This window comes from Sphaerisporangium album, from assembly GCF_003323745.1.
GTDB lineage: Bacteria > Actinomycetota > Actinomycetes > Streptosporangiales > Streptosporangiaceae > Sphaerisporangium > Sphaerisporangium album.
In genome coordinates this window covers 578,287-601,558 of the sequence record NZ_QOIL01000002.1, presented here as the reverse complement: position 1 = coordinate 601,558, position 23,272 = coordinate 578,287, and the positions used below count along the sequence as shown (strand labels likewise).

Annotated in this window: 19 protein-coding genes; 8 read left to right on the top strand and 11 right to left on the bottom strand. The window is 69.3% G+C overall.

Annotated features, from left to right (window positions below; all coding sequences use genetic code 11):
• On the top strand, nucleotides 1–2,649 hold a 2,649-nt coding region (locus tag DQ384_RS05030; RefSeq protein ID WP_114027466.1), incomplete at its 5' end, for a CARDB domain-containing protein.
• A gap of 120 nt (nucleotides 2,650–2,769) precedes the next feature.
• Here DQ384_RS05030 and DQ384_RS05025 read toward each other — a convergent pair.
• A complete protein-coding gene (locus DQ384_RS05025; protein WP_114027527.1) occupies nucleotides 2,770–5,526 on the bottom strand; it encodes a glycoside hydrolase family 3 protein in 2,757 nt (918 codons plus the stop codon).
• A 439-nt stretch (nucleotides 5,527–5,965) separates the two neighbouring features.
• On the opposite strand from DQ384_RS05025, the gene DQ384_RS05020 reads away from it, so the two are divergent.
• The gene (locus DQ384_RS05020; protein ID WP_114027465.1) at nucleotides 5,966–8,107 is read left to right on the top strand and encodes an alpha-L-fucosidase; all 2,142 of its coding nucleotides are present in this window, start codon (nucleotides 5,966–5,968) and stop codon (nucleotides 8,105–8,107) included.
• A 178-nt stretch (nucleotides 8,108–8,285) separates the two neighbouring features.
• Here DQ384_RS05020 and DQ384_RS05015 read toward each other — a convergent pair whose 3' ends face one another.
• The 5 genes from DQ384_RS05015 to DQ384_RS04995 form a co-directional block, all read right to left on the bottom strand.
• Nucleotides 8,286–9,710, bottom strand: coding sequence for a cellulose binding domain-containing protein (locus tag DQ384_RS05015; protein ID WP_245966257.1), 1,425 nt, complete (start codon nucleotides 9,708–9,710; stop codon nucleotides 8,286–8,288).
• 74 nt (nucleotides 9,711–9,784) lie between these two features.
• Entirely contained in the window at nucleotides 9,785–11,071 is a 1,287-nt protein-coding gene (locus DQ384_RS05010; RefSeq protein WP_114027463.1) for a beta-N-acetylhexosaminidase, read from the bottom strand.
• Nucleotides 11,072–11,203: 132 nt separating this feature from the next.
• Complete coding sequence (locus DQ384_RS05005; protein ID WP_114027462.1) at nucleotides 11,204–12,136, bottom strand: carbohydrate ABC transporter permease; 933 nt, start codon at nucleotides 12,134–12,136, stop codon at nucleotides 11,204–11,206.
• Entirely contained in the window at nucleotides 12,133–13,068 is a 936-nt protein-coding gene (locus DQ384_RS05000) for a carbohydrate ABC transporter permease (RefSeq protein ID WP_114027461.1), read from the bottom strand. Before DQ384_RS05000 ends, DQ384_RS05005 begins: the two co-directional genes overlap by 4 nt.
• 171 nt (nucleotides 13,069–13,239) lie before the next feature.
• Complete coding sequence (locus DQ384_RS04995; RefSeq protein WP_220182774.1) at nucleotides 13,240–14,535, bottom strand: extracellular solute-binding protein; 1,296 nt, start codon at nucleotides 14,533–14,535, stop codon at nucleotides 13,240–13,242.
• Between the two features lie 147 nt (nucleotides 14,536–14,682).
• On the opposite strand from DQ384_RS04995, the gene DQ384_RS04990 reads away from it, so the two are divergent.
• Nucleotides 14,683–15,417, top strand: a complete 735-nt coding sequence (locus DQ384_RS04990) for a GntR family transcriptional regulator (RefSeq protein WP_245966256.1) — start codon at nucleotides 14,683–14,685, stop codon at nucleotides 15,415–15,417.
• 107 nt (nucleotides 15,418–15,524) lie between these two features.
• On the top strand, nucleotides 15,525–15,833 hold the full coding sequence (locus DQ384_RS04985) for a phosphopantetheine-binding protein (RefSeq protein ID WP_220182773.1): 309 nt from the start codon (nucleotides 15,525–15,527) through the stop codon (nucleotides 15,831–15,833).
• Between the two features lie 217 nt (nucleotides 15,834–16,050).
• Here DQ384_RS04985 and DQ384_RS04980 read toward each other — a convergent pair whose 3' ends face one another.
• On the bottom strand, nucleotides 16,051–16,236 hold the full coding sequence (locus tag DQ384_RS04980; protein WP_114027457.1) for a hypothetical protein: 186 nt from the start codon (nucleotides 16,234–16,236) through the stop codon (nucleotides 16,051–16,053).
• A gap of 216 nt (nucleotides 16,237–16,452) precedes the next feature.
• Here DQ384_RS04980 and DQ384_RS04975 point away from each other — a divergent pair, with 216 nt between their 5' ends.
• Nucleotides 16,453–16,938: a hypothetical protein gene (locus tag DQ384_RS04975; protein ID WP_114027456.1), complete on the top strand. Its 486-nt coding sequence runs from the start codon at nucleotides 16,453–16,455 to the stop codon at nucleotides 16,936–16,938.
• A 254-nt stretch (nucleotides 16,939–17,192) separates the two neighbouring features.
• On the opposite strand, the gene DQ384_RS04970 is transcribed toward DQ384_RS04975, so the two are convergent.
• Nucleotides 17,193–18,434: an NsdA family TPR-like regulatory protein gene (locus DQ384_RS04970; protein ID WP_114027526.1), complete on the bottom strand. Its 1,242-nt coding sequence runs from the start codon at nucleotides 18,432–18,434 to the stop codon at nucleotides 17,193–17,195.
• A gap of 478 nt (nucleotides 18,435–18,912) precedes the next feature.
• On the opposite strand from DQ384_RS04970, the gene DQ384_RS04965 reads away from it, so the two are divergent.
• The 3 genes from DQ384_RS04965 (at nucleotide 18,913) to DQ384_RS04960 (ending at nucleotide 19,849) form a co-directional block, all read left to right on the top strand.
• Nucleotides 18,913–19,095, top strand: coding sequence for a hypothetical protein (locus DQ384_RS04965; RefSeq protein WP_114027455.1), 183 nt, complete (start codon nucleotides 18,913–18,915; stop codon nucleotides 19,093–19,095).
• Entirely contained in the window at nucleotides 19,092–19,229 is a 138-nt protein-coding gene (locus DQ384_RS40980) for a hypothetical protein (protein WP_181871029.1), read from the top strand. Before DQ384_RS04965 ends, DQ384_RS40980 begins: the two co-directional genes overlap by 4 nt.
• A 173-nt stretch (nucleotides 19,230–19,402) precedes the next feature.
• Complete coding sequence (locus tag DQ384_RS04960; protein WP_114027454.1) at nucleotides 19,403–19,849, top strand: ATP-binding protein; 447 nt, start codon at nucleotides 19,403–19,405, stop codon at nucleotides 19,847–19,849.
• 68 nt (nucleotides 19,850–19,917) lie between these two features.
• On the opposite strand, the gene DQ384_RS04955 is transcribed toward DQ384_RS04960, so the two are convergent.
• The 3 genes from DQ384_RS04955 to DQ384_RS04945 all read right to left on the bottom strand — a co-directional run bounded on the left by DQ384_RS04955 (nucleotide 19,918) and on the right by DQ384_RS04945 (nucleotide 23,067).
• Complete coding sequence (locus DQ384_RS04955; protein WP_147268644.1) at nucleotides 19,918–21,396, bottom strand: glycoside hydrolase family 64 protein; 1,479 nt, start codon at nucleotides 21,394–21,396, stop codon at nucleotides 19,918–19,920.
• A gap of 212 nt (nucleotides 21,397–21,608) precedes the next feature.
• Nucleotides 21,609–22,031, bottom strand: a complete 423-nt coding sequence (locus DQ384_RS04950; RefSeq protein ID WP_114027452.1) for a PH domain-containing protein — start codon at nucleotides 22,029–22,031, stop codon at nucleotides 21,609–21,611.
• A 10-nt stretch (nucleotides 22,032–22,041) separates the two neighbouring features.
• Nucleotides 22,042–23,067 (bottom strand): YihY/virulence factor BrkB family protein, encoded by a 1,026-nt coding sequence (locus DQ384_RS04945; RefSeq protein ID WP_245966254.1) that lies wholly within the window; start codon nucleotides 23,065–23,067, stop codon nucleotides 22,042–22,044.
• Nucleotides 23,068–23,272 lie beyond the last annotated feature (205 nt).

Genomic DNA, 23,272 nt, shown 5'->3' with positions numbered 1-23,272 from the left:
GTCCAGCTCGGGTCCAACGCCGACGTCAACCAGGTCGTCGTCAAGCTCAACCCCGACAGCTCCTGGGGCCCGCGCACCCAGACCATCCAGGTCCTCGGACGTGAGCAGAGCGCCACGGCGTTCACCAACCTCACCAACGCCACCCAGTACAGCTTCAGCCCGGCCAGCGGCAACACCGTGACCATCCCGGTCAGCGGCCGCGTCGCCGACGTCCAGCTCAAGTACACGAGCAACTCCGGCGCCCCCGCCGGCCAGACCGCCGAGTTCCAGGTCATCGGCACCGCGGCGCCGAACCCGGACCTCACCGTGACGGCCCTGAGCGCCAGCCCGGCGTCCCCGGTCGAGACCGACGCCATCACGCTGACCTCGACCGTCCGGAACGGCGGCAGCGCGGCCTCCGGCGCGACGAACGTCAACTTCTACCTCGGCACCACCAAGGTCGGCACGGCGAACGTCGCCGGGCTCGCCGCCGGGGCGACCGCGACGGTCAGCGCCAACATCGGCCCCCGTGACGCGGGCACCTACCAGCTGACGGCCAAGGTCGACGAGGCCAACTCCGTCATCGAGCAGAACGAGTCGAACAACAGCTTCACCAGCTCGACGGCGCTGACCGTCCGGCCGGTGGACAGCTCCGACCTGGTCGCCGCGACCACCTGGTCGCCGGGCAACCCGGCGGCGGGCAACACCGTGACGTTCTCGACGACCATCAAGAACCAGGGCACCGTGGCCTCCGCGGCTGGCGCCCACGGCATCACGGTCACCGTCCTGAACGACGCGGGCACCGTGGTCAGGACCCTCACCGGCACCTACACCGGGACCATCGCCGCCGGCGCGACCGTCGGCCCGGTGAACCTCGGGACGTGGACCGCGGCCAACGGCAAGTACACCGTCCGCACGGTGCTTGCCGACGACGCCAACGAGCTGCCGGTCAAGCGCACCAACAACACCACGAACCAGTCGTTCTTCGTCGGGCGCGGCGCCAACATGCCGTACGACTACTACGAGGCCGAGGACGGCACCGTGGGCGGCGGCGCGGCCGTGGTCGGCCCGAGCCGCGACATCGGCACCATCCCCGGTGAGGCGTCCGGCCGCAAGGCCGTCACGCTGAACGGCAACGGCGCCTACGTCGAGTGGACCACCAAGGCGAGCTCCAACAGCCTGGTCGCCCGCTTCTCGATCCCGGACGCCCCGGGCGGCGGCGGCATCAACTCGACGCTGAACATCTACGTCAACGGCCAGTTCCTCAAGCCGATCAACCTGACCTCGAAGTACTCGTGGCTGTACGGCAACGAGACCGCCCCCGGCAACTCGCCCGGAGCGGGCCCGCGCCACATCTACGACGAGGCCAACGTCCTGCTCGGCACCACCGTCCCCGCGGGCAGCAAGATCCGCCTGCAGAAGGACCCGGCCAACTCGACGACCTACGCGATCGACTTCATCAACCTGGAGCAGGTCTCGCCGATCGTCAACCCCGACCCGGCCAAGTACGCCGTCCCCGCGGGCTTCACCCACCAGGACGTGCAGAACGCGCTGGACCGCGTGCGCATGGACACCACCGGCAACCTGATCGGCGTCTACCTGCCGGCCGGTGACTACCAGACCTCGCAGAAGTTCCAGGTCTACGGCAAGGCGGTCAGGGTCGTCGGCGCCGGTCCGTGGTACACGCGCTTCTACGCGCCGACCACCTCGGAGAACTCCGACATCGGCTTCCGCGCCGAGTCCTCGGCCAACGGCTCGGTGTTCACGGGCTTCGCCTACTTCGGCAACTACGTGACCCGCATCGACGGCCCCGGCAAGGTGTTCGACTTCTCGAACGTCGCCAACATCGTGATCGACAACATCTGGGTCGAGCACCAGGTCTGCATGTACTGGGGCGCGAACACCGACAACATCACGATCAAGAACTCCCGCATCCGCAACACGTTCGCCGACGGCATCAACATGACGAACGGCAGCACGGACAACCTCGTCACCAACGTCGAGGCGCGGACGACCGGCGACGACAGCTTCGCGCTGTTCTCGGCGATCGACGCGGGCGGGGCCGACGAGAAGAACAACGTGTACGAGAACCTGACGGCCATCCTCCCGTGGCGCGCGGCCGGTCTGGCCGTCTACGGCGGGTACGCCAACACGTTCAGGAACATCTACATCGCGGACACGCTGACCTACTCCGGCATCACGATCAGCTCGCTGGACTTCGGCTATCCGATGAACGGCTTCGGCGCCGACCCGCCGACCAGGTTCGAGAACATCTCGATCGTCCGGGCCGGCGGCCACTTCTGGGGCCAGCAGACCTTCCCCGCGATCTGGGTCTTCTCCGCCTCGAAGGTGTTCCAGGGCATCCGCGTCAACGACGTCGACATCATCGACCCGACCTACAGCGGCATCATGTTCCAGACGAACTACGTCGGCGGACAGCCGCAGTTCCCGGTCAAGGACACTATCTTCACGAACGTCTCGATCTCGGGCGCTCAGAAGAGCGGTGACGCCTTCGACGCCAAGTCCGGCTTCGGCATCTGGGTGAACGAGATGCCCGAGCCCGGCCAGGGCCCGGCGGTCGGCACGGCGACGTTCAACAACCTGCGGCTCAGCAACAACGCGCAGGACATCAAGAACACTACCTCCACCTTCACGATCGTCCGCAACTAGCCCGCCACCGGCCCGCGGGACGCGCTCCCGCGGGCCGGACGGCAGGCGGGACGAGACGAAAGGGTGCCGCCGGAGACTCTCCGGCGGCACCCTTTCGCGTCACGCGGTCAGGCCGTCAGGTCAGTCGTGCAGGTCGGCGCAGTTCCTCGCGTCGGGGTCCTTGCCCGCCTTGGGCTCCCAGCGGACGTTGGCGAACGACGCCGAGAACGCGCCCTCGGTGTAGACGAGGAACGGCGTGTTGGTGTTCTCGAAGTCGAAGCCCGTGGCCGCGAAGCACGCCAGCGGGATCTTGACGGTCGCCTTCGTCCCGGTCGGCAGGTCCCGGAACAGCGAGGTGGCCACGACCTCCGAGAAGCACGGGTAAACGCAGTGGACGCTCACCACCGTCCTCGCCGCCGGTGCCTGGTGCACGATCGTGTCGAAGACCAGGGCGCCGTCGGCGTTGGGGTAGCCGCGCAGGTCGCTGCCCCCGGCCGGGTCCTGCATGTAGATCTGGCCAGGGCCGGTGCCGGTCCAGGTGGCCTTGAGGCCGTCCTGCTGCACGTTGACGTCCGAGGGGACGACGTTGATCTCCGCGTGCGCGGCCGTGCCGTCCACGCCGATCTCGGTGCCGCCCCAGTTCTCCGGCGAGCCGATGAAGCTCTTGTACGGCGCGACGTCCGTCCGGTTGAAGATCTCCAGCGGGTCGGTCGCGGTGCCGCCGCCGCCGTTGGAGCCGCAGCCGGTCTCGGGGACGTTCTCGTCCAGATGCCCGATCGCGGAGTTCTGGCCGGAGCGCAGGCCGTAGCCGAGCGGGAACAGCGGGTCGTAGCCCTCGGCGCCCGCGTTGAGCGGGGTCTGGCAGGCGCCCTTCGGCCAGCTGTAGGAGAGCTTGCCGGTGTAGCCCTCGTAGTGGCGCGAGGCGCGCACGAGCTGGTCGGCGACGCCGCCGCCCTCGGTGCCCGGCAGCCAGGCCGCGACGAACGCGTCCGAGCGGTTGATCTCCTTGTTCACCCACAGCGGGCGGCCGGCGACGTACACCGTGACGACCGGCGCGCCCTTTCCGTACACCTTGTCCAGGACGGCGAGGTCGCCGGGGTAGATCTTGGCCGCTTCGAGGCTGCGCCGCCCGAGGTCGCCGACGCCCTCGGCGTACGGCGTCTCGCCGATGACCGCGATCACCGCGTCGTAGGCCGAGGGGTCGACGCCGTCGGCGGTCTCGCTGAAGGTGACGTTCTCCGCGCCGAGCACCTCGCGCAGGCCGCCGAGGATGGTCGTGCCGTTCGGGAAGTCGGCGTTGGTGTTGCCGGTGCCCTGCCAGGTGAGGGACCAGCCGCCCGTCTGGTTCTGGAGGCTGTCGGCGCTCTTGCCGACGACCAGCACCTTCGAGCGCGGGGCGAGCGGCAGCACCCGGCCGTTGTTCTTCAGCAGGACCTGCGACTCGCGGACGGCCTCGCGGGCGAGCTTCCTGGCCTGGAGCGCGTCGCCCGAGCGGGCGAAGGGCCGCGAGGACGGCTTGGGCGCCTCGAACACCCCGGCGCGCAGCTTGACCCGCAGGATGCGCCGCACGGCGTCGTCCACGCGCGCGACCGGGATCTGCCCGGACTCGACCTGGGCGATCGTGTTGGCGATGAACGCCTTCCAGTCGTTCGGCACCATCACGACGTCGATGCCCGCGTTGATCGCCCGGGGGCAGCTCGCGTTGGTGCAGCCCTCGACCTGGCCGATGCCGTTCCAGTCGGAGACGACGACGCCGTCGAAGCCCATCTTCTGCTTCAGGATGTCGGTCAGGGCCTTCTTGCTGCCGTGCATCTTGCCCTCGGCGATGCCGAGGTCGGCGTTCGTCCAGCTGTTGAACGACGCCATCACGGTCTGCGCGCCCGCCGCGAGGGCCCCGTAGTAGCCCTGGCCGTGGATGTTGATCATCTCGGCTTCGGAGGACTTGTTCACGCCCTGGTCGACGCCGCGGTCGGTGCCGCCGTCGCCGATGAAGTGCTTGGCGGTGGCGATGACGCCCTTGTCCGAAAGGCCGTGGGAGTTGCCGCCCTGGAGGCCCTTCACGGCCTCGTAGCCGTACGCGCGGGTGATGCGCGGGTCCTCGGAGAAGCCCTCGTAGGTGCGGCCCCAGCGGTCGTCGCGGACGACGGCCAGCGTGGGCGCGAACGCCCAGTCCTGGCCGGTGGCGCGGATCTGCGCGGCGGTCGCCTCGCCGATGTCGCGGACCAGGCACGGGTCGTGCGCGGCGCCGAGGCCGATGTTGTGCGGGAAGATCGTCGCGCCGTAGACGTTGTTGTTGCCGTGGACGGCGTCGATGCCCCAGATAACGGGGATCTTCGTCCGGGTGGCGACGGACGCCTTCCAGTACGCGTCGGCGAGGTCCAGCCACGCCTTCTGCGAGGCGTGCTTGTCGCGGCCGGGCCAGGAGCCGCCGCCGTTCAGCACCGACCCGATGCCGTACTGGCCGACCTCCTCGGGGGTGATCGCGCCGATCTCGGGCTGCGTCATCTGCCCGACCTTCTCGGCCAGCGTCATCCCGGCGAGGATCTTCGAGATGCGCTTCTCGTCCCAGGCGCTGGACTCGACCCAGCTCCTGACCTTCGGCCAGTCGGCGAGCGTGGGAAGGCTCTTCTCGATGCGCGCACAGCCGTGCTCGGTCGCGGGCGGCCCGACAACGGGCTGCCGTACGCCCGTCCCGGTAGCCGTGCCCGCCGCCGTACCCGCCGCCGTGCCCGCCGCCGTGCCCGCCGCTGTGACAGATGTCGTGGCCGCCCCTGAGGCCGCCTCCGTGCCCGCCGCGGCGGCCTCGGGCAGCCCTGTGGTCCCCGCGGCGAGCAGGGCGAGGGACAGCAGGGTAAGGGCGCCGCGCCGGGTACCCGATCGGGTGAGATGTCGTGTCATGGAGGATCCGTTCTTCAGGCACACCAGAAAATCGTGAGCGGCCCCCCAAGCCCGCGCACTGCGCAGATCTTGACCCTGTGAGACCCGTCCGTCAAGACCGCGCTAGAGCGCTCTCTCGTCTCAGCGACACCACACGCACCCGACGCAAAGACGAATACAGCCTGCGGCAACGCGCCCGATCCGCCGTTGCCGCCCGCCTCCGGCCCGGTCGCCGGTGCGGATCCCACCGGGAAATGAGAGCGCTCTCGACCCTGGCCGGCCGCCGTCGGTTCCGTTGTCGTCGGCGTCGATGAAGAGGTACACGGCGAAGCCGCACCACATCTCTAGTCATCGGATGACATTTAAGAAATCTGCGGTCATCGAAGCGAAACATCCCATTGACGAAGGCAATATTTGCATTGATGATGCCGAAGCATCGGACCTATCAGGGAGGTAGCTCATGCGGCTCCGACCGGTGCTGGGCTCTCTTGTCCTCTGCTTCACCCTCGCGCTGGCGGGCGTGCTGCCCGCCCAGGCGGCGCCCGGCCAGAACTATGCGCCCGACGATCCGTTCACCTCGGCGCGCACGCAGTGGTGGCGCGACGGCCACTTCGGGATGTTCATGCACTTCGGCCTCTACAGCGCCTACCGAGGCGAGTACCGACGCCCCGACGGCACCGTCTGCCGGAACGCGGAATGGATCAAGCGCGACTGCGCCATCCCATGGACCGAGTACGAGGCGAAGGCCGCCACGTTCAACCCGTCCGGCTTCGACGCGAACGCCGTGATCGGCGCGGCGAAGGCCGCCGGGCAGAAGTACTTCGTCATCACCACCAAGCACCACGACGGCTTCGCGATGTGGCCCACGAAGGTGAACAACTGGAACATCTACGACCGCACACCCTTCAAGCGGGACATCCTCGCTGAACTCGCCACCGCCGCCCGCGCCCAAGGCGTGAAACTCGGCTTCTACTACTCCATCTGGGATTGGCACGACCCCGACGCCCAGCCGGGCTCCACCAACTACGCCGCCTACGTCACACGGATGAAGGCGCAGCTGAAAGAGCTGCTGACCAACTACGGAGACATCGCCGAGTTATGGTTCGACGGCGAGTGGGAGGCCCCGTGGACCGATCAGGAGGGCGCCCGTCTGGAGGACTTCGTGCGCGGCCTCGCGCCCAACACCATCATCAACAACCGGGTGGGCAGCCGCGGCATCGCCGACGGCGACTTCGGCACCCCCGAACAGGAGGTTCCCGCCACCCCCACCGATGGCCAGCTATGGGAATCCTGCATGACCATCAACGACCACTGGGGATTCGCCGCGTACGACACGAACTACAAATCCGCCACCACCCTCGTACGCCACCTGGCGGGCATCGCCGCGAGCAGCGGAAACTACCTCCTCAACGTCGGACCCGACGAAAGGGGAGTCATTCCCCAGCCACAGATCGACAGGCTGACCGCAGTGGGCAACTGGCTCCGCACGAACGGACCGGCCGTCTACAGCGCCGGCTACACCGGCCTGGTGACCAAACCCTCCTGGGGCGTGGTCAGCCGTAACGGCAACAAGCTCTACGCCTCGGTCTACAACTGGCCCGCCTCCGGCGCGGCGCTGCACCTGACCGCCAAATCCCCGTTCACGGTAACCGGCGCCCGCGTGCTGACCGGCGGAGCCGCGGTGCCGGTGACGCCCTCGGGCGACGGCTACGACCTGCGGCCGACCGGCCCGGCCCCGGACCCGATCGCCTCGGTGATCGAGCTGGACATCACCCCGGCAGCCGCCCGTCCCCCCGGATCGGGCACCGGACTGATCGCCCAGTTCTGGGCCAACAACAACTTCTCCGGCGCCCCGGCGGTCACCCGCGTCGACGCCACCGTCAACGCCAACTGGCACTACGAAGGATCCCCGGCACCGCCGATCCCCACCACGAACTTCTCTGCTCGCTGGACCGGACAGATCGAACCTCGCTACAGCCAGACCTACACCTTCGCCACATTGTCCGACGACACCGTCCGCCTCTGGATCAACGGCCAACTCGTCATCGACGACACCACACCGCACGGGCCGAAGGTCGACAAGGGCACCATCGCGCTGACCGCCGGCCAGCGATACCCCATCACCATGGAGGTCACCCAGAACGGCGGAGAGTCGGCGGCGAAGCTGTTCTGGTCGAGCCCGGACACTCCCCAGCAGATCGTTCCGGCCACCCAGCTCTACCCCTCAGGCCAGGTGACGACCCTCAACGACGACGCGCCCGGCATGACCTACACCGGCACCTGGCAGCCCAGCACCGGGCGCAGCTACGCCGCCGACTACAACAACGACGTCCACTACACCACCACCAACGGCGACGCGTTCTCCTACACCTTCACCGGCACCGGCATCGACTTCCGCTCCGAGAAGTACAGCGACCAGGGCCTGGTCGACTTCTACCTCGACGGAGCACTCCAGGCCACCGTCGACACCGCCAACCCCACCCGCCTGTCCCAGCAACTCCTCTACTCCCGCCGCGGCCTCCCCCTCGCCCAGCACACCCTCAGAGCCGTCAAACGCTCCGGCACGTACATGCTCGTCGACCGAATCGACATCTACCCCTGACAACCTGCACCGGATCCGCACGAAGCCCGGTAAACCTGGGTGATCACCGATGCCCTTCCCGCCTCACCCGGGGGTATCACTCCTTACACACCTGGAGAGATACCCCCGGCGATTTGCCGCGCCCGGGACGGGACTGTACGCCGCCGGGGGGCGACACGGGCCGTCGAAGCGTGAGCGGTCAGGAGCCGGGGACGGTGTCCACCCAGCGGGTGGAGGAGGCCCGGTAGCCGTTGACGCGGTCGACGACCTGGGACGGCGAGACGACCTCGTTCTTGGCGTGGAAGAACCAGTCGACCTGCTGGACGTAGGTGCGCTGCGTGGAGCTGCCCACGAGGCCACCGCTGATGAACCACAGGTTGAAGTTCACCGACTGCACGGTCTCGGGGTAGTAGATGTCGCCGTGCTCGGCGAACAGCGCGCCGTCGATGTAGTAGCGGATCTTGCCGCCGGAGACCTGCAACACCAGGTCGTGCCAGCCGTCGTAGCTGGCCCTGACCTCGTTGTGCACGTTCACCGCGAGCCACGGGTCGTTGCGGTAGGTCTCCCACGACGTGGTGTACATGATGTTGCCCTGCTCGCCCCAGCCGCCGTTCGGCAGGTACTCGAAGTCCTGCTCGCTGTAGTCGGGGTCGAGGTCGGCGTTGAGCGGCGTGATGGTGAAGAAGGTCTCCACGATGTTGTCGCCGTCGGGCCCGCTCAGGGGCGCGTCCGAGAACTTCACCCGCGCGGCGTAGGTGCCCTCCAGGAACTTGCGCTGGTGCAGGAACTCGGCTTGCTGCGTGCCCGCGGCCGTGCCGTCGCTGACGGCCTTGAGCTGCAGGGCCTGGTTGCCCGTGGCGATGGACGGGAAGCTGATGTTGTTCTTCGGCCAGCTCGCGCCCGGCACGCCGGGGCCGCCGGAGTTCGTGCGGACGGTCCAGTGGTGAGCCGTGATGTTCGCGTCGTCGGCGTTGGCGTAGTTGAAGTCGTCGAACACGACGCCCGCGTTGCCGGTCGGCGGCGGGCTCACGGTCGGGGTGACGGTCGGGGTCGGCGACGGGTTGCCGCCGGCGGGCGCGGTGCCCCAGGCCAGGGCGCCGTTCTGGTAGACGGTGACCTTGTCCCAGTCGGCGTAGGTCGTGCGGGCGGCGCTGAACGAGTAGTCGTCGCTCTGGGTGATCCGCTGCCAGTCGGAGCGGTAGAAGCGCAACTGCAGGTCGCCGGTGCTCGCCCGCGGGGCGAGGCTGCCGGAGGTGAAGCCGACCTCCAGGTAGCGGTCGGCGGTGGCGGTGCCGGGCGAGACGGTCCCGAACGTGCCGGTCACCGTGGAGCACGACACGACCGCCCAGGAGCAGGCGAAGCGGTACTGCTGGGCGGCGGAGTCGGCCTTGAAGTAGTAGCGGATCTTCACGCCGCTCAGCGGCACCGCCGACGCGCCGTCGTTGACCACGGTGAACCACGGCTCGACCTGGTCGGCGGTGGCGCCCGTGGCGCTGGTCTTGTACTGCAACCGCAGCGATTGCGCGGCGCCCGCGGGCCCGGCGGACGCCAGCCCCGCCGTGGCCGCGAGCAGCGCGGCGGCTAGCCCGCCGAGCAGCAGCTTCATGGAGGCTTTGCTTGGCACTTCGTGTTCCTTTCGTGGGGGGCTGACCGCGTGCTGGGGGCACGCGGTCGTACGGGAAACGTTCCGGGGCCGCCCTACGGGACGAGCGGGCCGATGCGGACGCCCTGCGCGGTGAGCCGCGCGAGGTGCGGGTCCAGGCGCTGGAGGAAGTCGGGATAGTCGCCGGACGAGCCCCAGGCGACCTCGGCGAACGCGCACAGGCGCGGGAAGGCCATGTACTCCACCTGCTCCGGCGAGGGCATGTACTCCGTCCAGAGCTGGCACTGCACGCCCCGGGCGGCGGGGTCGGGGGTGAAGCCGTAGGTGTCGGCCAGCGTCAGCACGTTCGGCTGCGCGAGCGGCTGGCCGGGCGCGTCGGAAGGGTAGTAGTCGAGGAACGTGCGGGTGTGCGGGGTCAGGATGATGTCGGTCCTGTCGACCCCCACCTGCTCGTCGCGCCACACCATCACGGTCGTGCCCGGGGTGGGCTCGCGGTCGGGCTCGTCCCAGCAGATCAGCCTCCGGCCGCGGCGCTGGAGGTGCTCGGCCATCCTGCCGATGAACCAGGCGCACGCCTCCGACGGCCCGGACAGGCCGAGCTCGGCCATCCGCCGCTTGGCTCGGGCGCTGCGCTCCCACTCGGCGGGCGGGCACTCGTCGCCGCCGACGTGGACGTACGGGCCGGGGAACAGCTCGACGACCTCGTCCAGCACGGCCTGGCAGAACTCGATCGTCGACTCCTCCAGGTTGTAGACGTGCTCGCTGATCCCCCACTCCGACCAGACCTCCAGCCGCCGGTCCGGCTCGTTGCCGAGCTCGGGGTAGGCGGCGATGGCGGCCTGGGCGTGGCCGGGCATCTCGATCTCCGGCACGATCGTGACGAACCGCTCGGCGGCGTAGGCGACGATCTCCCGGACGTCCTCGCGGGTGTAGAACCTCGGGGTGACGGCGCCGCCGCGCGTGCCGCCGACCTCGGTGAGGCGGGGGTAGCGCTCGATCTCCAGCCGCCAGCCCTGGTCGTCGGTCAGGTGAAGGTGCAGGATGTTCAGCTTGTGCTCGGCCAGCAGGTCGATCAGCCGCAGCACGAACTCCTTGGGCATGAAGTGCCGGGCCACGTCGAGCATGACCCCGCGCCAGCCGAACCGCGGCCGGTCCTCGATCGTGCCGTACGGGACGGCGGAGCCGAACTGCGCGAGCGTCTGCAGCCCGTAGAACCGGCCGGCCCTGCCCCCGGGGGTGAGCCGGATCCCGGACGGGCCGACGTCCAGGCGGTATCCCTCCTCTCCCAGGGACGGGTCCTCGGGCGTGAACCGGACGAGGTCTGGATGGAACGCGAGGGAGTCCCCGAGGACGGCCAGTTCGCGTGGCCGCGGAATGATCACGTTGATGGGTTCCTTTCAGAACTTCGCGAGGACGGGGTTGGCGGGCGGAGAAGGGCAGGTGGGAGCGGACGGCCGCGCCTTGGGGGCGCGCCGCCGTAGCGGAGGGGCCGGCCTTGGGGCGGCCTGGGACGGTCAGCCTTTGACGGCGCCCGCGAAGGCGCCGGAGACGACCCTGCGCTGGAGGACGAGGAAGATCAGCAGGACGGGCAGCATGAACAGGGAGGCGGCGGCCATGGTGGCGCCCCAGTCGGTGCCGAAGATGTTGCCGAAGGAGGACAGCCAAACCGGGAGGGTACGGTCGTCCTGGTTCTTGATGATCAGGGCGTTGGCGAAGGCGAACTCGTTCCAGGCGGTGATGAAGCCGAACAGCGAGGTGGACATCAGGCCCGGGGCCAGCAGCGGCAGCACGACCCGGCGGAAGGCGCCCGCGCGGCTCGCGCCGTCCATCATCGCGGCCTCCTCCAGCTCCCCCGGGATCGCCGCGAGGAAGCCGCGCAGGGTCACGATCGTGAACGGCAGCGTGGTCATGAAGTAGATCAGCGTGAGCATGGCGAGCTTGTCCAGCAGGCCGGTGTCGCGGGCGATGATGAACATCGAGATGAGCAGCGCCTCCCAGGGGGCCATCTGGGCGATGAAGACCATCAGGACGAACCCGCGCCGCCCGCGCCAGCGCATCCGGGCGACGGCGCACGCCGCCGGCAGGGCCACCACCAGCGACAGCAGGACCGCCGACAGGGTGACGAGCAGGCTGTTGCGCCAGAACAGCCCGAACCCGTCGGCTCCGACCGCCGTGGCGAAGTGCGCGAGCGTGGGGTGGGCGGGCCAGAAGCTCGGCGTCGTGGACTGGATGTCGCGGGTGGGCGTGAACGCGGTGACGGCCATCCAGTAGACGGGGAAGACCGAGACGGCCAGCACCGCGAGCGCCGCCAGGTTCAGCGGGACACGACGAACACGGCGGCGCGCGCGGCGGGCGCGAGGGACGGCGCGGACGGCGCGGACGGCGCGGTCACCGGGGGCCGCCGGGTGGGCCGCCGTGGCCGCGGGCCGGGATCCGAGGACGGTCACGCGACCTCTCCTTCGTGCCGGAGCATCCGCCGCATGTGGGCGATCAGCGCGACGATCAGGATCAGCACGGTCAGGGTGGAGATCGCGGAGCCGAGGTCGTACTTGTGCAGGGACTGAGCGATCTGGAAGGCGTAGATCGGCAGCGTCGTGGTCGCCCCGTCCGGCCCGCCGCCGCTGATCGCCCAGATCTGGGCGAAGCACTTGAACACCCAGATCACCTCCAGCGAGGTGATCAGCCCGAACAGCGGGCGCAGGATCGGGAACGTCACGTCGCGGAAGACCTGGAAGGGACCGGCGCCGTCGATGCGGGCGGCCTCGTCCAGCTCGGCGGGGATCGTGGTGAGGCCCGCGTACAACGTGATCGCGGCGAAGGGGACGGACTGCCAGACCACGAGCATGACGAGGATCGCGAACGTCGAGGTGCCGTCGGCGAACCAGGTGTGCCCCTGGAAGCCGTCCAGGCCGACCCTGACCAGCAGCCAGTTCACCACGCCGAGCCGCGACTGGAACATCCACTGGAAGATCGTGGTCGCGGCCAGCACCGGGGTGGCCCAGGTGAGCACCAGGCCGCTCATCACGGCCAGCCGCATCCTTGGGCCCAGCCGCGCGATCATCAGCGCCACCAGCGTCGAGATCAGCATGATGAGGGCGACGTTGACGGCGGTCCAGACGAACGTGCGGCGCACCACCGTCCAGAACTCGGCGTCGCCGAGCACCTGCCGGTAGTTCTCCAGCCCCACGAACGCGGCCCCGCCCCGGATCAGCTCGCCGGTTCTGAAGTGCTGGAATGAGATGACGACGCTGCGCAGGAGCGGATAGAGCAACAGGAAACAGGTGCCGGCGACGGCCGGGGCGACCAGGATGTACGGCCACGCCCGCGCGAGCCTGCGCGCGGCGGCGGGGACCGGCTGCGTAACGGACGTCAGGGACACGGCACTCCTCGGCCGGCGGGACCGGCGATCGGGACGACGAGCTCGGGAGGGCTGCCCGGTACCGGGCGCGATGCCGCGGCGCCCGGTACCGGGCGGGTCGATCAGGCGCGGGCCGGGACTCGATCGGGACCGGCGGGCGACCTCATGTATCGGTCAGGACGGTCAGGACGGTCAGGACTTGGTGTTGAGGATCGTCGCGATCGTCTGCGAGGCGGCCCGTGCCTCCGCGGCGGGGTCCCCGCTGGTGAGCGCCTTGGTCATGAACTCCTTGATGACGTTCTTCGCCTCGACCGCCGCCCAGTTGGGCGAGTTGGGCGTCGCGTGCCCGTTGGCGGCCCCGGCGGCCATCGCGGCGGTGCCCTCGCTGCCGCTCAGCGCCGAGCCGAGCGAGACGCGGTTCGGCACGTAGCTCATCTCCTTGGCCATGTCGAGCTGGAACTTCTCCCCGGCCAGGGCCTTGACCACCTCGTAGGCGGCCTCCGGGTTCCTGGACGCCTCCGGGATGATGAGGTCGGACCCGCCGGTGAACACCGCGCCGGGCCTGTCCGCCGTCTTGCCGGGGATCGGGAAGAACCCGAGCCTGCCGGCCAGCTTCGGGTTGGCCTTCTCGATCGCGACCGCGGCGCCGGGCGTGGCGATGAGCTGGGCGACATCGCCCTTGGCGAACACGTCGATCTGCGGCGGGTTGGCCTCGTCGGAGTCCTTCGGCCCGTCGCCGAGGGCCTGGAGCTTCTTGTAGAAGTCCATGCCGGCGAGCGCCTGCGGGGTGTCCAGGGCGCCCTTCCAGGTGTCGCCCTCCTTGACCGCGAGGTCGCCGCCCTCATCCCAGATGAACCCGGCGAGGGTGTACCAGTTCTGTCCGGCCAGGTAGATGCCCTGGTCGCCGCCCTTGTCGAGCCTGCCGGTGGCGGTGATCCACTCGTCGCGCGTCCTGGGCGGCGCGGCGATCCCGGCCTTGGCGAACAGGTCCTTGTTGTAGATCACGACGCGGTTGGCCGCGTACCAGGGGATGCCGTACTGGTGCCCGTCGATCTTGCCGGGCTCGGCGAGGCCGGGCAGCCAGTCCGCACCGCCGAGGTCGGCGATCTTGTCGGTGAGGTCCCTGACCCCGCCGCTGGCGGCGTACTCGGCGACCTGGGTGTTGCCGACCTCGATCACGTCGGGGGCGTCGTTGCTGGCCAGCCCGCTGGTGACCTTCTGCCCGATGCCGTCCCACTCCTGGATCTGGATGTCCAGGGTGACGCCCGGGTGGTCCTTGCGGTAGCCGGCGGCGAAGCGGTCGAGCAGGGCGTCGGAGAAGCTGTCCCGCATCACCCACACCGTGAGCTTGGCGGGGGCCGTGCCGGAGCCGGCGGTTCCGGGATCGGCGCCGCCGGAGGAGCCGGTGGAGGGGGAGGAGGAGCCGCACGCGGTCAGCCCGGCGGCCAGCGCCAGCACTCCCGTCGCGGCGAGAAGGCGATACCTCACGGGGTCTCCCATTGGTCAGATATTGGTAAGCAATCCGCCCGATGCAGATAGAGTGGTCTTAACCAGTTGGCGCGTCAAGCCCTGACCGCCTGGCAAATCCAGACGAGGACGAGGCAAGATTGGTAAGTCGCTGGTAAGGTCTCGGATGTGACTCTGAACATGCGTGCCGGGCTCAAGCGTGATCGGGTGCGTGACTTCCTGCTCGACTTCATCGCCGACAAGCGGCCGGGCGAGGCCATCCCGTCCGAGCGCGACCTGTGCAAGGAGCTCGGGGTGTCGCGCCCCACCCTGCGCGCCGCGATAGACGATCTGGTCAGGTCGGGGCTGCTCGTGCGCGAGCACGGGCGCGGCACGTTCACCGGCCCGCACCGCGTCACGCAGGCGCTGTCCGCCACGCCCAGCGGCTCGTTCTACGCTCCCCCCGCCGAGGGCCACTGGCAGAGCCGCATCCTGGAGTTCGGGTTGATCCCGGCGGGGCCACAGCTCGCCACCCGGCTCCAGCTCTCCCCCGCCGCGCCCGTGCTGCGTGTCGTGCGGCTGCGCATCGTGGACGACGAGCCGATGGCGATCGAGCGCATCCAGCTCCCGCACGCACTGGTCGAGGGGCTCGTGCCGGCCGACATGGAGTCGGGCTCGTTCTACCGGCTGCTGCGCGAGCGGTTCGGCGTGGACGTGCGCACCGCCGTGCAGACCATCGAGGCGACCGTCACCGACGAGACCGAGGCCGAGCTGCTGAACGTGCCGCAGCACTTCCCCGCGCTCGGCGTGGAACGCACCACGCGCGACGCCGACGGCCGCATCGTCGAGTTCGTCCGGTCGATGTACCGCGGCGACCGCTACCGGGTCACCTCCGAGCTGTACTTCGACGCCGACTCCGGCTGACCTCCGCGTCACCGCGCGAGCCGACCTCCGCGTCACCCCGCGAGGCGGGGCGGGCCGCGATGCCGTACGGTCCTTGCACGGGCGTCCGGCGGACGGAAGGGGTCGCGGTGCGGGAGTCGGATCCTTCGGCGATCGGGCGGCGGGTCGAGCGGATCTGGAACGACGTGCTGGAGGTCACGCCGGAGGAGGCGGGGGCGACCTTCTTCGAGCTCGGCGGGCAGGGCGTCTCCGCGCTGCGCATCGCCGCACGCGTCGGCGCCGAGCTCGGCATCGCCGTGGAGGCCGGCGCGGTGTTCGAGCACCCGAGCCTGCCGGCGTTCGTCCGGCACGTCCTGGCCAGGGCGCGCGACGCCGCCGAGGACGCCTCGGAAGGCGCCTCCGGGGACCATTCCCAGAGCGGCCCGCAGGGCCTGTGACCTGCGGGAAGGCACCCCGCTGACGGCCATGGCAGGAAGCTGCTAGCCGTAGGAGTCGCACCGGGCCGGCTGCGGGGCGAGCCGGTCAGGCCCGCTAGGCGTCGCGGTCACCGGCGATGCTTCGGCTACGGTGCTCGGGGCGTGCGGGCACCCATCCGGCAGGGGGAGGGTCATGCGGATTCTCCCTGTAGAGGAGGCGGAGCGGTGGCGGGTAGGTTCAGCGGCGCCGACGTTCGGTGGTGGGCGGCCGGGTGACGATGGCGCGGGTCAGGTTGTGCTTCCAATCGGTGAGGCGTTTGGTGTAGCTCCAGAACGCCGCCCTGGCCGGGGACGCCGGGGTCATCTCCCGGGACGGCCGACCCGGCACGGTCGTGTGGGCCAGATGGGCGATGAAACGTGACATCTACTTCGACCGCCCGAGAGTTCCAGAGCAGAGGCAGCCCTGAAGGCACCACCCTCGCCTGCCGCACGCCCGGACCACGACCTGCCAAGACACTCCCCCGGCAACGAAATCCAGACGCGCCAGGGACCGCTCGATGCGACTCGGATCAGCCGCTTCCTGGCGGCACCGGCGTGCCGCATTTGGGATGATGTCCATGCGCAGCAGGGAGGCCATGCGATGACCATGCTCGTCCACATCACACCCGCCAAGAACATCCGCGCCATACGGCGCAGCGGCATCCGCGCGCAGAGCCTCGCCGACGGCTCGCAGCCCGGGGTCTACTGCCTGCCCGTGATGCCTTCCTACCAGCTCACGCACCAGTGGGTCAGAGAGCTACGGCGAGGCGGGCAACGCACCCTGATGGCGGTGCACTTCCGCATCCCCGACGACGAAGAGGTGTCCGTCGGTCACTACGGCTCCCACCAGGTGCGGGTCAGCAGTGCCGAAGCCACCGCTCTGGTGACGGAACTAGAGGACCCTCGCGGGTACGAGGTGATCATTCCCCGCTCGATCGCGGCGAAGGAGATCCACCGGATCCGGCGGGTGAACCAGGTGACGGGGTGGCGTTACATGCCCGACGCGCACGGCACCCGCCCGTGCCCCCTGTGCAACCCCGGGCAGTACGGAGCCGCCAAGATCCGCAATTCCCTCGACGAGGAATGAGGCGCAGCCTCAGCCGGCTTGATCATCTCCGATGAGCGTGTAGACGCGGGACTCGTGCCACCGCAGGAACGCCTCCTGGATGCTGGAAGCCCCGGCCACGGGCGTGGTCAAGCCGTCAGGCAGGTGCTGGAATTTATCGGTGAGGTTACGCAAGGCGGCACGCCCCGAGCTTCATGCGCACGTTCTGACGACTTCGCCGATCCCGCTGTTCGCGATGTTTCATGGCATGCCAAAGTCTTGCGCCGTAGCCTGTGTCACGCCGTGAATGGATAGCCGGTGAGGACTGCGCGTACTTCGGGCACGTCTTGGTAGACATTCAGGCGCTGAAGGACGATTCTGACTCTCTGGGTCATTCGGTCGCTGGCGATGTCGGCGCACAGGTCGAGCATGCGCCGGGCTGTGCGCGCCGCCTCCTCCGGCTCGTTGGCGTCGATCAAGGCGACGGCGAGCCAGGAGAGGTACAACGACAACTCGCGGGCGTGAGCCGCGTCGTACCTGTCCAGCACCTTTGTCAGTAGAGGCACCGCACGCAGAGGCCGCCGAAGCTCCGTGAATACGCGCGCTTCCATGATCTGCAACTCACCGGCGTTCACCCAGTAGAGGTAGGACGGAGGCTCCTGTCCGTACTCACCGGCCAGCGCGGTCTCGGACTCCCCAAGAGAACGGATCGCCGCCTGCGCGTTTCCCTCGCGCGCGTGCGCCCACGCCACTCGATCCCAGGCCAATGCCCGCGCACGGGCGGGAGACCACGGCTTGAGGGCGTCCAGCGAGGTCAGGGCCAGTTCCGCACCCTCCCGCGGATCGCCGGTGTTCGCGACCAGGTAAGCGAGTGATCCCAAGATGTTCGACTCAAGCGTGTGGTCTCCCGCTTCGCGGGCGGCGCTGATGCCGAGGCGATAGCTCTGCACGGCTTGGTGCTCCTGCCCCGCATCGCTGGCGATCCATCCGGCGATCTGGGCGTACTCACCGATGATCCCGAGCAGGGCGCGGCCCACTGTCTCGTCATGCGTGTTCTCCCGGTAGAGCCGGACGGCTGCGTCCAACTCGCGGAAGGCCGGGCCGATCAGATCATCACCGCCGAGCACGTCATCGGCCAAGCGCAGGCCGTGCACACGACCTGACAGGTCGGTCACGGTTCCCATATCGATCCGGCGCCGCCCGTGAGCATCCGACTCCGGCCCCAAGAGATCGTGTTCCGGCATGACGGCGGCCAGCACCTCGGCAGGGCTTCGATACGAGGGCTCCAGCGGATCACCGAACAGCGCTTCCTCGTCCGTGCCGAAGACGCGCGCGTACAGCATCGGATAGGGATGGCGCGGCCGGTGCTCACCCGCTTCCCACCCTTTGATGGAGCGGATCAGGGAATTCCTCTCGGGCATCCGGACACCAAGAGCGTCAGCGTGCTCGACGATTTCCTTTGCCATGTCCTTTTGCGACCACCCTTTGTCCAGCCTTTTCGTACGAAGTCGTACGGCCCATGCCGGAAGCCGAGTCATCGCCACACCTCTGGGGAAATTGGGGGCCTTCCCATGTCCCCCCTACTTTCCCCTAGACCCGTCTGTCCATGTGTGACTACGCAGCGTTGAGATTGGGGCTACAAGCGAGAAAGCGGAGCCCGCAGGCGCGCGAACGCCGCACGGGCTCCATGATCAGGAATCGAGGTCCTGACCCAATGCCCAACATTAGAGGCATTCATGGGGTCCGCTGGAGCGTGGACGTGGCCACGGCCCCGGCGCGCCCGACGGAGCACGCCCGGCCCCTCCCAGCCGCCCCGCCGCACGCCCGGGCATGCTCCCTTGGCGAACACCTGGCCAACCAGCGCGAGACGTACGGGGACGGGGTCGCGGCGTGAGCCGGGTATCGGGGCGGCACGCATATGGTGCACCGATCAGCGAGGTACGCCCGAGGCGCTGGGACGAGGACAAGAGGGCGGCGGCCGCCCAGCTCGATCAGTTGGAACCGGGGTGGCATGTGATGTTCGGCCTGTGGAGCCGGCGGTTCTATGCCATCGCCGCCTGGTCCGGCGAACCGCTGATCGTCGAAGCGCGCGACGTCGAGGATTTGCGCGAGCAGATGCGCGAGGCCGAGCTGGACGCGATGCCGTCGCCCCCGGGCGCGAGTCCGTCGTCGGGATCACGGCGGCGAAGCGCCGCATGAGCCACGGCGACGTCACGGCGCTGGTGGTCGCCGGGCTGTTCACCGTCGTCTGTCTCGTGCTGGCCTGGCTCGAACACCGGTACGGGCCGGATGAACCGCAAGACGATCGACCTCGTGACGACCGATGGGCCTGACACGGCGATCTAGGCCGCATGGCCAGTGAAACATGACTTCACCGTGGGCCATGTGAGGGTCCCGAGGCAGCGGCAGCCCTCAAGAACACAGCCCGAGCGGAGCGAGGACCATATTCCGCGAGCGGCGAGTGATCACCAGACAGGCCCCTTAACCCCCTCTCGGAGAAGAGCCCATGATCACGATTCCCGGCAGGCTGCACTCGGCCACCTGGGACATCCCGTACGACCTGGCGGCGGTGCGCGGCGTCCGGCATCGAGTCCAGGAGATCCTCACCTCCTGGAGCCTCGAAGACCTCGCCGATGACGTCGTGCTGGTGGTGGGAGAGCTTCTGGGCAACGCCGTTTCCCACGGCGCGCCTCCGATACGGCTCTCGCTGTGGCGCACACGCGGCGCGCTGTGCGTACGCGTCACCGATCACGGCACGGGACGTCCTCAGCACCTGGCCCCGGACCTGGAAGCCGTCCATGGGCGCGGACTCGCGATCGTCGCCGCCCTGGCCGGGGACGCCGGGGTCATCTCCCGGGACGGCCGACCCGGCACGGTCGTGTGGGCCAGATGGGCGATGAAGCGTGACATCGACTTCGACCGCCCGAGAGTTCCAGAGCAGAGGCAGCCGTGAAAATACAGACCGAGCGAAGCGAGGACCTTTTGAGCGCGGGGGGCGCTGCGTCCGCCCCCCGCTGGGGGTCACCAGCCGATGCCGATGGTGAGGCTGGTGGGTGGGTCGGCGTTGGGGAGGATCTTGACCGAACTCTGGTCGTTGACGTCGTCGTACGCGAAGCCGTACGCCCGGCCGCCGAGGCCGATGCTGTGGAAGAAGCCCGCGTAGTCGTTCTTCGCGGTCCCGGCCGGATAGTAGGTGCCCGCGTTGTACCAGTTGGCGGTGCTCAGCGCGACGCCGCGGTTGAAGGCGGCGCAGAACTCGGCGCCGAGCTCCAGTTCGGTCGTGCTCATGCCGGCCGAGGCGAGCGCGCCCGCGCACTGCATGACGTCGGCGGTGCTGGGCTTGTTGAGATAGAACGGCCCGGCCCCGTTCTTGGTGAACTGCAGCCGTCCGCCGGTGACGCGCCCGGTGAAGGTGCGGCCCGGCCGGGAGAGGGTGAACTGGTTCACCGTGTACTGGCTCCACGCCTGGTCGATCGCGGCCTGGAGGTGTCCGGCCTGCGCCCCGCCGGGCCGGAACAGCGGCGAGGTGCGGGGCGCGACGATCCGGTAGGTGTTCGCCAGGCCCTTGAACGGCGTGCCGACTGCGGCGGTGTAGCGCGTGCGCACCTGGTCGCGGGTCAGCGTGATGCCCACGGTCTGGTCGTATCCGATGGCGGTCTGGACCAGCCGCGCCGTCATCGGGAAGCCGAACATGTCGACCTGGGTGGTGTTGCCGCCGAACGGGATGACCCCGTGCTGGTAGGTGAACTCGTACCAGTCGAAGTGGACGTCGGCGTTGGGGTCGCCGGGGTTGAGCAGGTCCGGCCCGCCCCAGCCCCGGTCGTCCGGGCTGATCGGGATGTACATGGGGGATCCGAGGGAGATGTACATGCGCCCGCCTTCGAGGCGCGGCGGGATCCTCACGGTGGACGCCTGGGCGAGCGAGAACGACATGTTCGCGTAGTTGCGGCCGTTCTTGGTGAGATGGCCGGGCGCGTTCTCCTCCAGGTGGTCGATGTGCGCCGGCGTGCCGTCGGGCTTGAGGTAGGACCACTCGCCGGGAGTGACTATGCCCAGGATCAGCACGTACACCTGGGCGTTCGTCCACCTGCCGCCGGTGTTGTTCTGGAAGGTGACGGGGAACGTGCCCGTGCCGCCTCCGCCGCCGTGGGTGTAGCCGAAGTGGGGGGTGTCGTAGAGGGGGCCGGCCTTCTCGTAGGTGAACCAGTAGTCGACCACCGTGCCCGCCGACAGGCCGCCGACGGTCTTCTCCCAGGTCCCGGCGTTGTTGGCCATCCGGAAGTTCTGCTGGCCGGTGGCGGCGGTCACGTAGTGGACGTCCACCAGGGCCGCGGGGGTGGTGGGTCTGAACCAGAATCGTGCCTCGGTGGCGCTGACCGAGACGGCTCCTTGGGTGTAGTCGGGCGCGGCGTGCGCGGGCAGGGCCGGGGCGAGCAGCGCGCCGAGGAGGACGAGCAGCGCCGTCACCGCACGCGGGATCGTGCGCCGGAGCTCTGCCACAGGCCTGGGGGTGTGCGGGAATGCCGCCATGGCCACCTTCTCGTGAGGGGAGACAGAGGGTTGGCTAGCCGAGAAAGCGCTCTCTCACCTTCGAGAGGTATCCGCAAGGAACCCTTCCGTCAAGGACTCGTCACGCACGCATCACCCATGAGAACGGAGACTGTGCGATCCACCTTGCGGCGATCTTCGAGAAGGCGCCCTTTGACCGACGGTCAGGCGGGGCGGAGGCGGTAGAGGTCGTCGGCGGCTTCCATGCAGGAGGTGCCGAGTTCGAAGGACGAGAACAGGTGCAGGCTTTCGGCGGTCTCGATCTCCAGCAGGCTCCAGCGCAGGCCGTAGCGCGTGGTCTCGGCGACGCGGATGTTGGTGATCTCGGGCCACAGGACGCGCCGGCGCCGGGCCACGCCGGTGACCACCGTGAGGCCCTGGTCGTCGGCCGCCAGCCGCACCGGCGCCACCACGTCGTACAGGGCGAACCCGCCGAGCAGCAAGGCGCCGCCCACGCAGAGGATCACCGCGCGCACGTCGCCGGAGACGAATCCGAGGACGCAGAACGCGGCGGCGGCGGTCCACTTGAGGGCGGTGAAATCACGCCGTACCCGCCACTGCCGGGCCTGCCGCGATATGCCGGTCATAACCCGTACGCTACCGCCCGCCCCGCTCGCCCAGGTGTGGTGTGTCCAGACCGGTCATCGCGGCGCGCTCCTCCTCGGGGATCTTGCGGGTGTCGCGCGGCTCCACGTACGGCTCCTCGCCCGCCGGGAGGCCCGCCGCGATGGCACGTCCCCGGGCGAGTTCGGCGTCGAACTCCACGCCCAGGAGCACGGCGACATTGGTGATCCACAGCCAGACCAGGAAGACGATGACCCCGGCGAGGGCGGCGTAGGTCTTGCTGTAGGAGGCGAAGTTCGCGACGTAGAAGCCGAACGCGGCGGACGCGACGATCCAGAGCACGACGGCGAGCGTGCTGCCGGGCGTCACCCACCGCAGGCCCGGGTGGCTGACGTTGGGCGCGGCCCAGTAGAGCAGCGCGAGCACCGCCATCACGACGACCACGAGGACCGGCCACTTGGCGATCCCCCACACCGTCACCGCCGTGTCGCCGAGCCCCAGCAGCCGTCCCGCCTGCTCGGCGAGGCCGCCGGTGAAGACGACCGCCACCGCGCCCGCCGCCATGAGGACGACCAGGACGGCGGTGATGGCCAGGCGCAGTGGCAGGGTCTTCCAGATCGGCCGGCCCTCCGGCATCTCGTACATGACGTTGGAGGCGCGCATGAACGCGCCGACGTACCCGGAGGCCGACCACAGCGCGACGACGATCCCGATGACGGTGGTGACGCCGGCGGCGCGCGGGCTGTCCTGGAGTGCGCGCAGCACGCCTTCCAGGATCTCGCGCGCGGGGCCAGGCGCCAGGGCGGCGAGGTTGTCGATGAGCGGCTGGGTCGCCGACCTGCCGAACAGGCCGAGCAGGGAGATCGCGGCCAGCAGCGCGGGGAACATCGACAGGACCGCGTAGTACGTCAGAGCGGCGGCCCAGTCGGTCAGCTTGTCCTCCTGGAACTCTTTCGCCGTGCGCGTCAGCACCGACCGCCAGGACCGCCCTGACAGGTCGAACGGCCCCTTGGGGACGCGCGTCGAAGTCGTCTTCTGCGGCATGTCAGTAGAAGTCATGGCATACCCCGCTTTCGAAGGAGCCGTGCCTCAGCCGCTGCCCGGACCTCCCCGCGCGAAACGCCCCACCGCAGTCCCGGGACTCGTGTTCGCTTCCTCCCTCGCCGGCCGCGTCGCAGGCCTCGCGCGGGGCCACGCCCCGGCATGACGGGGCCGCCGCCCCAGGTGGGAGCGGCGGCCCGGTTCCCCAGCCCCCCGGCGGGCC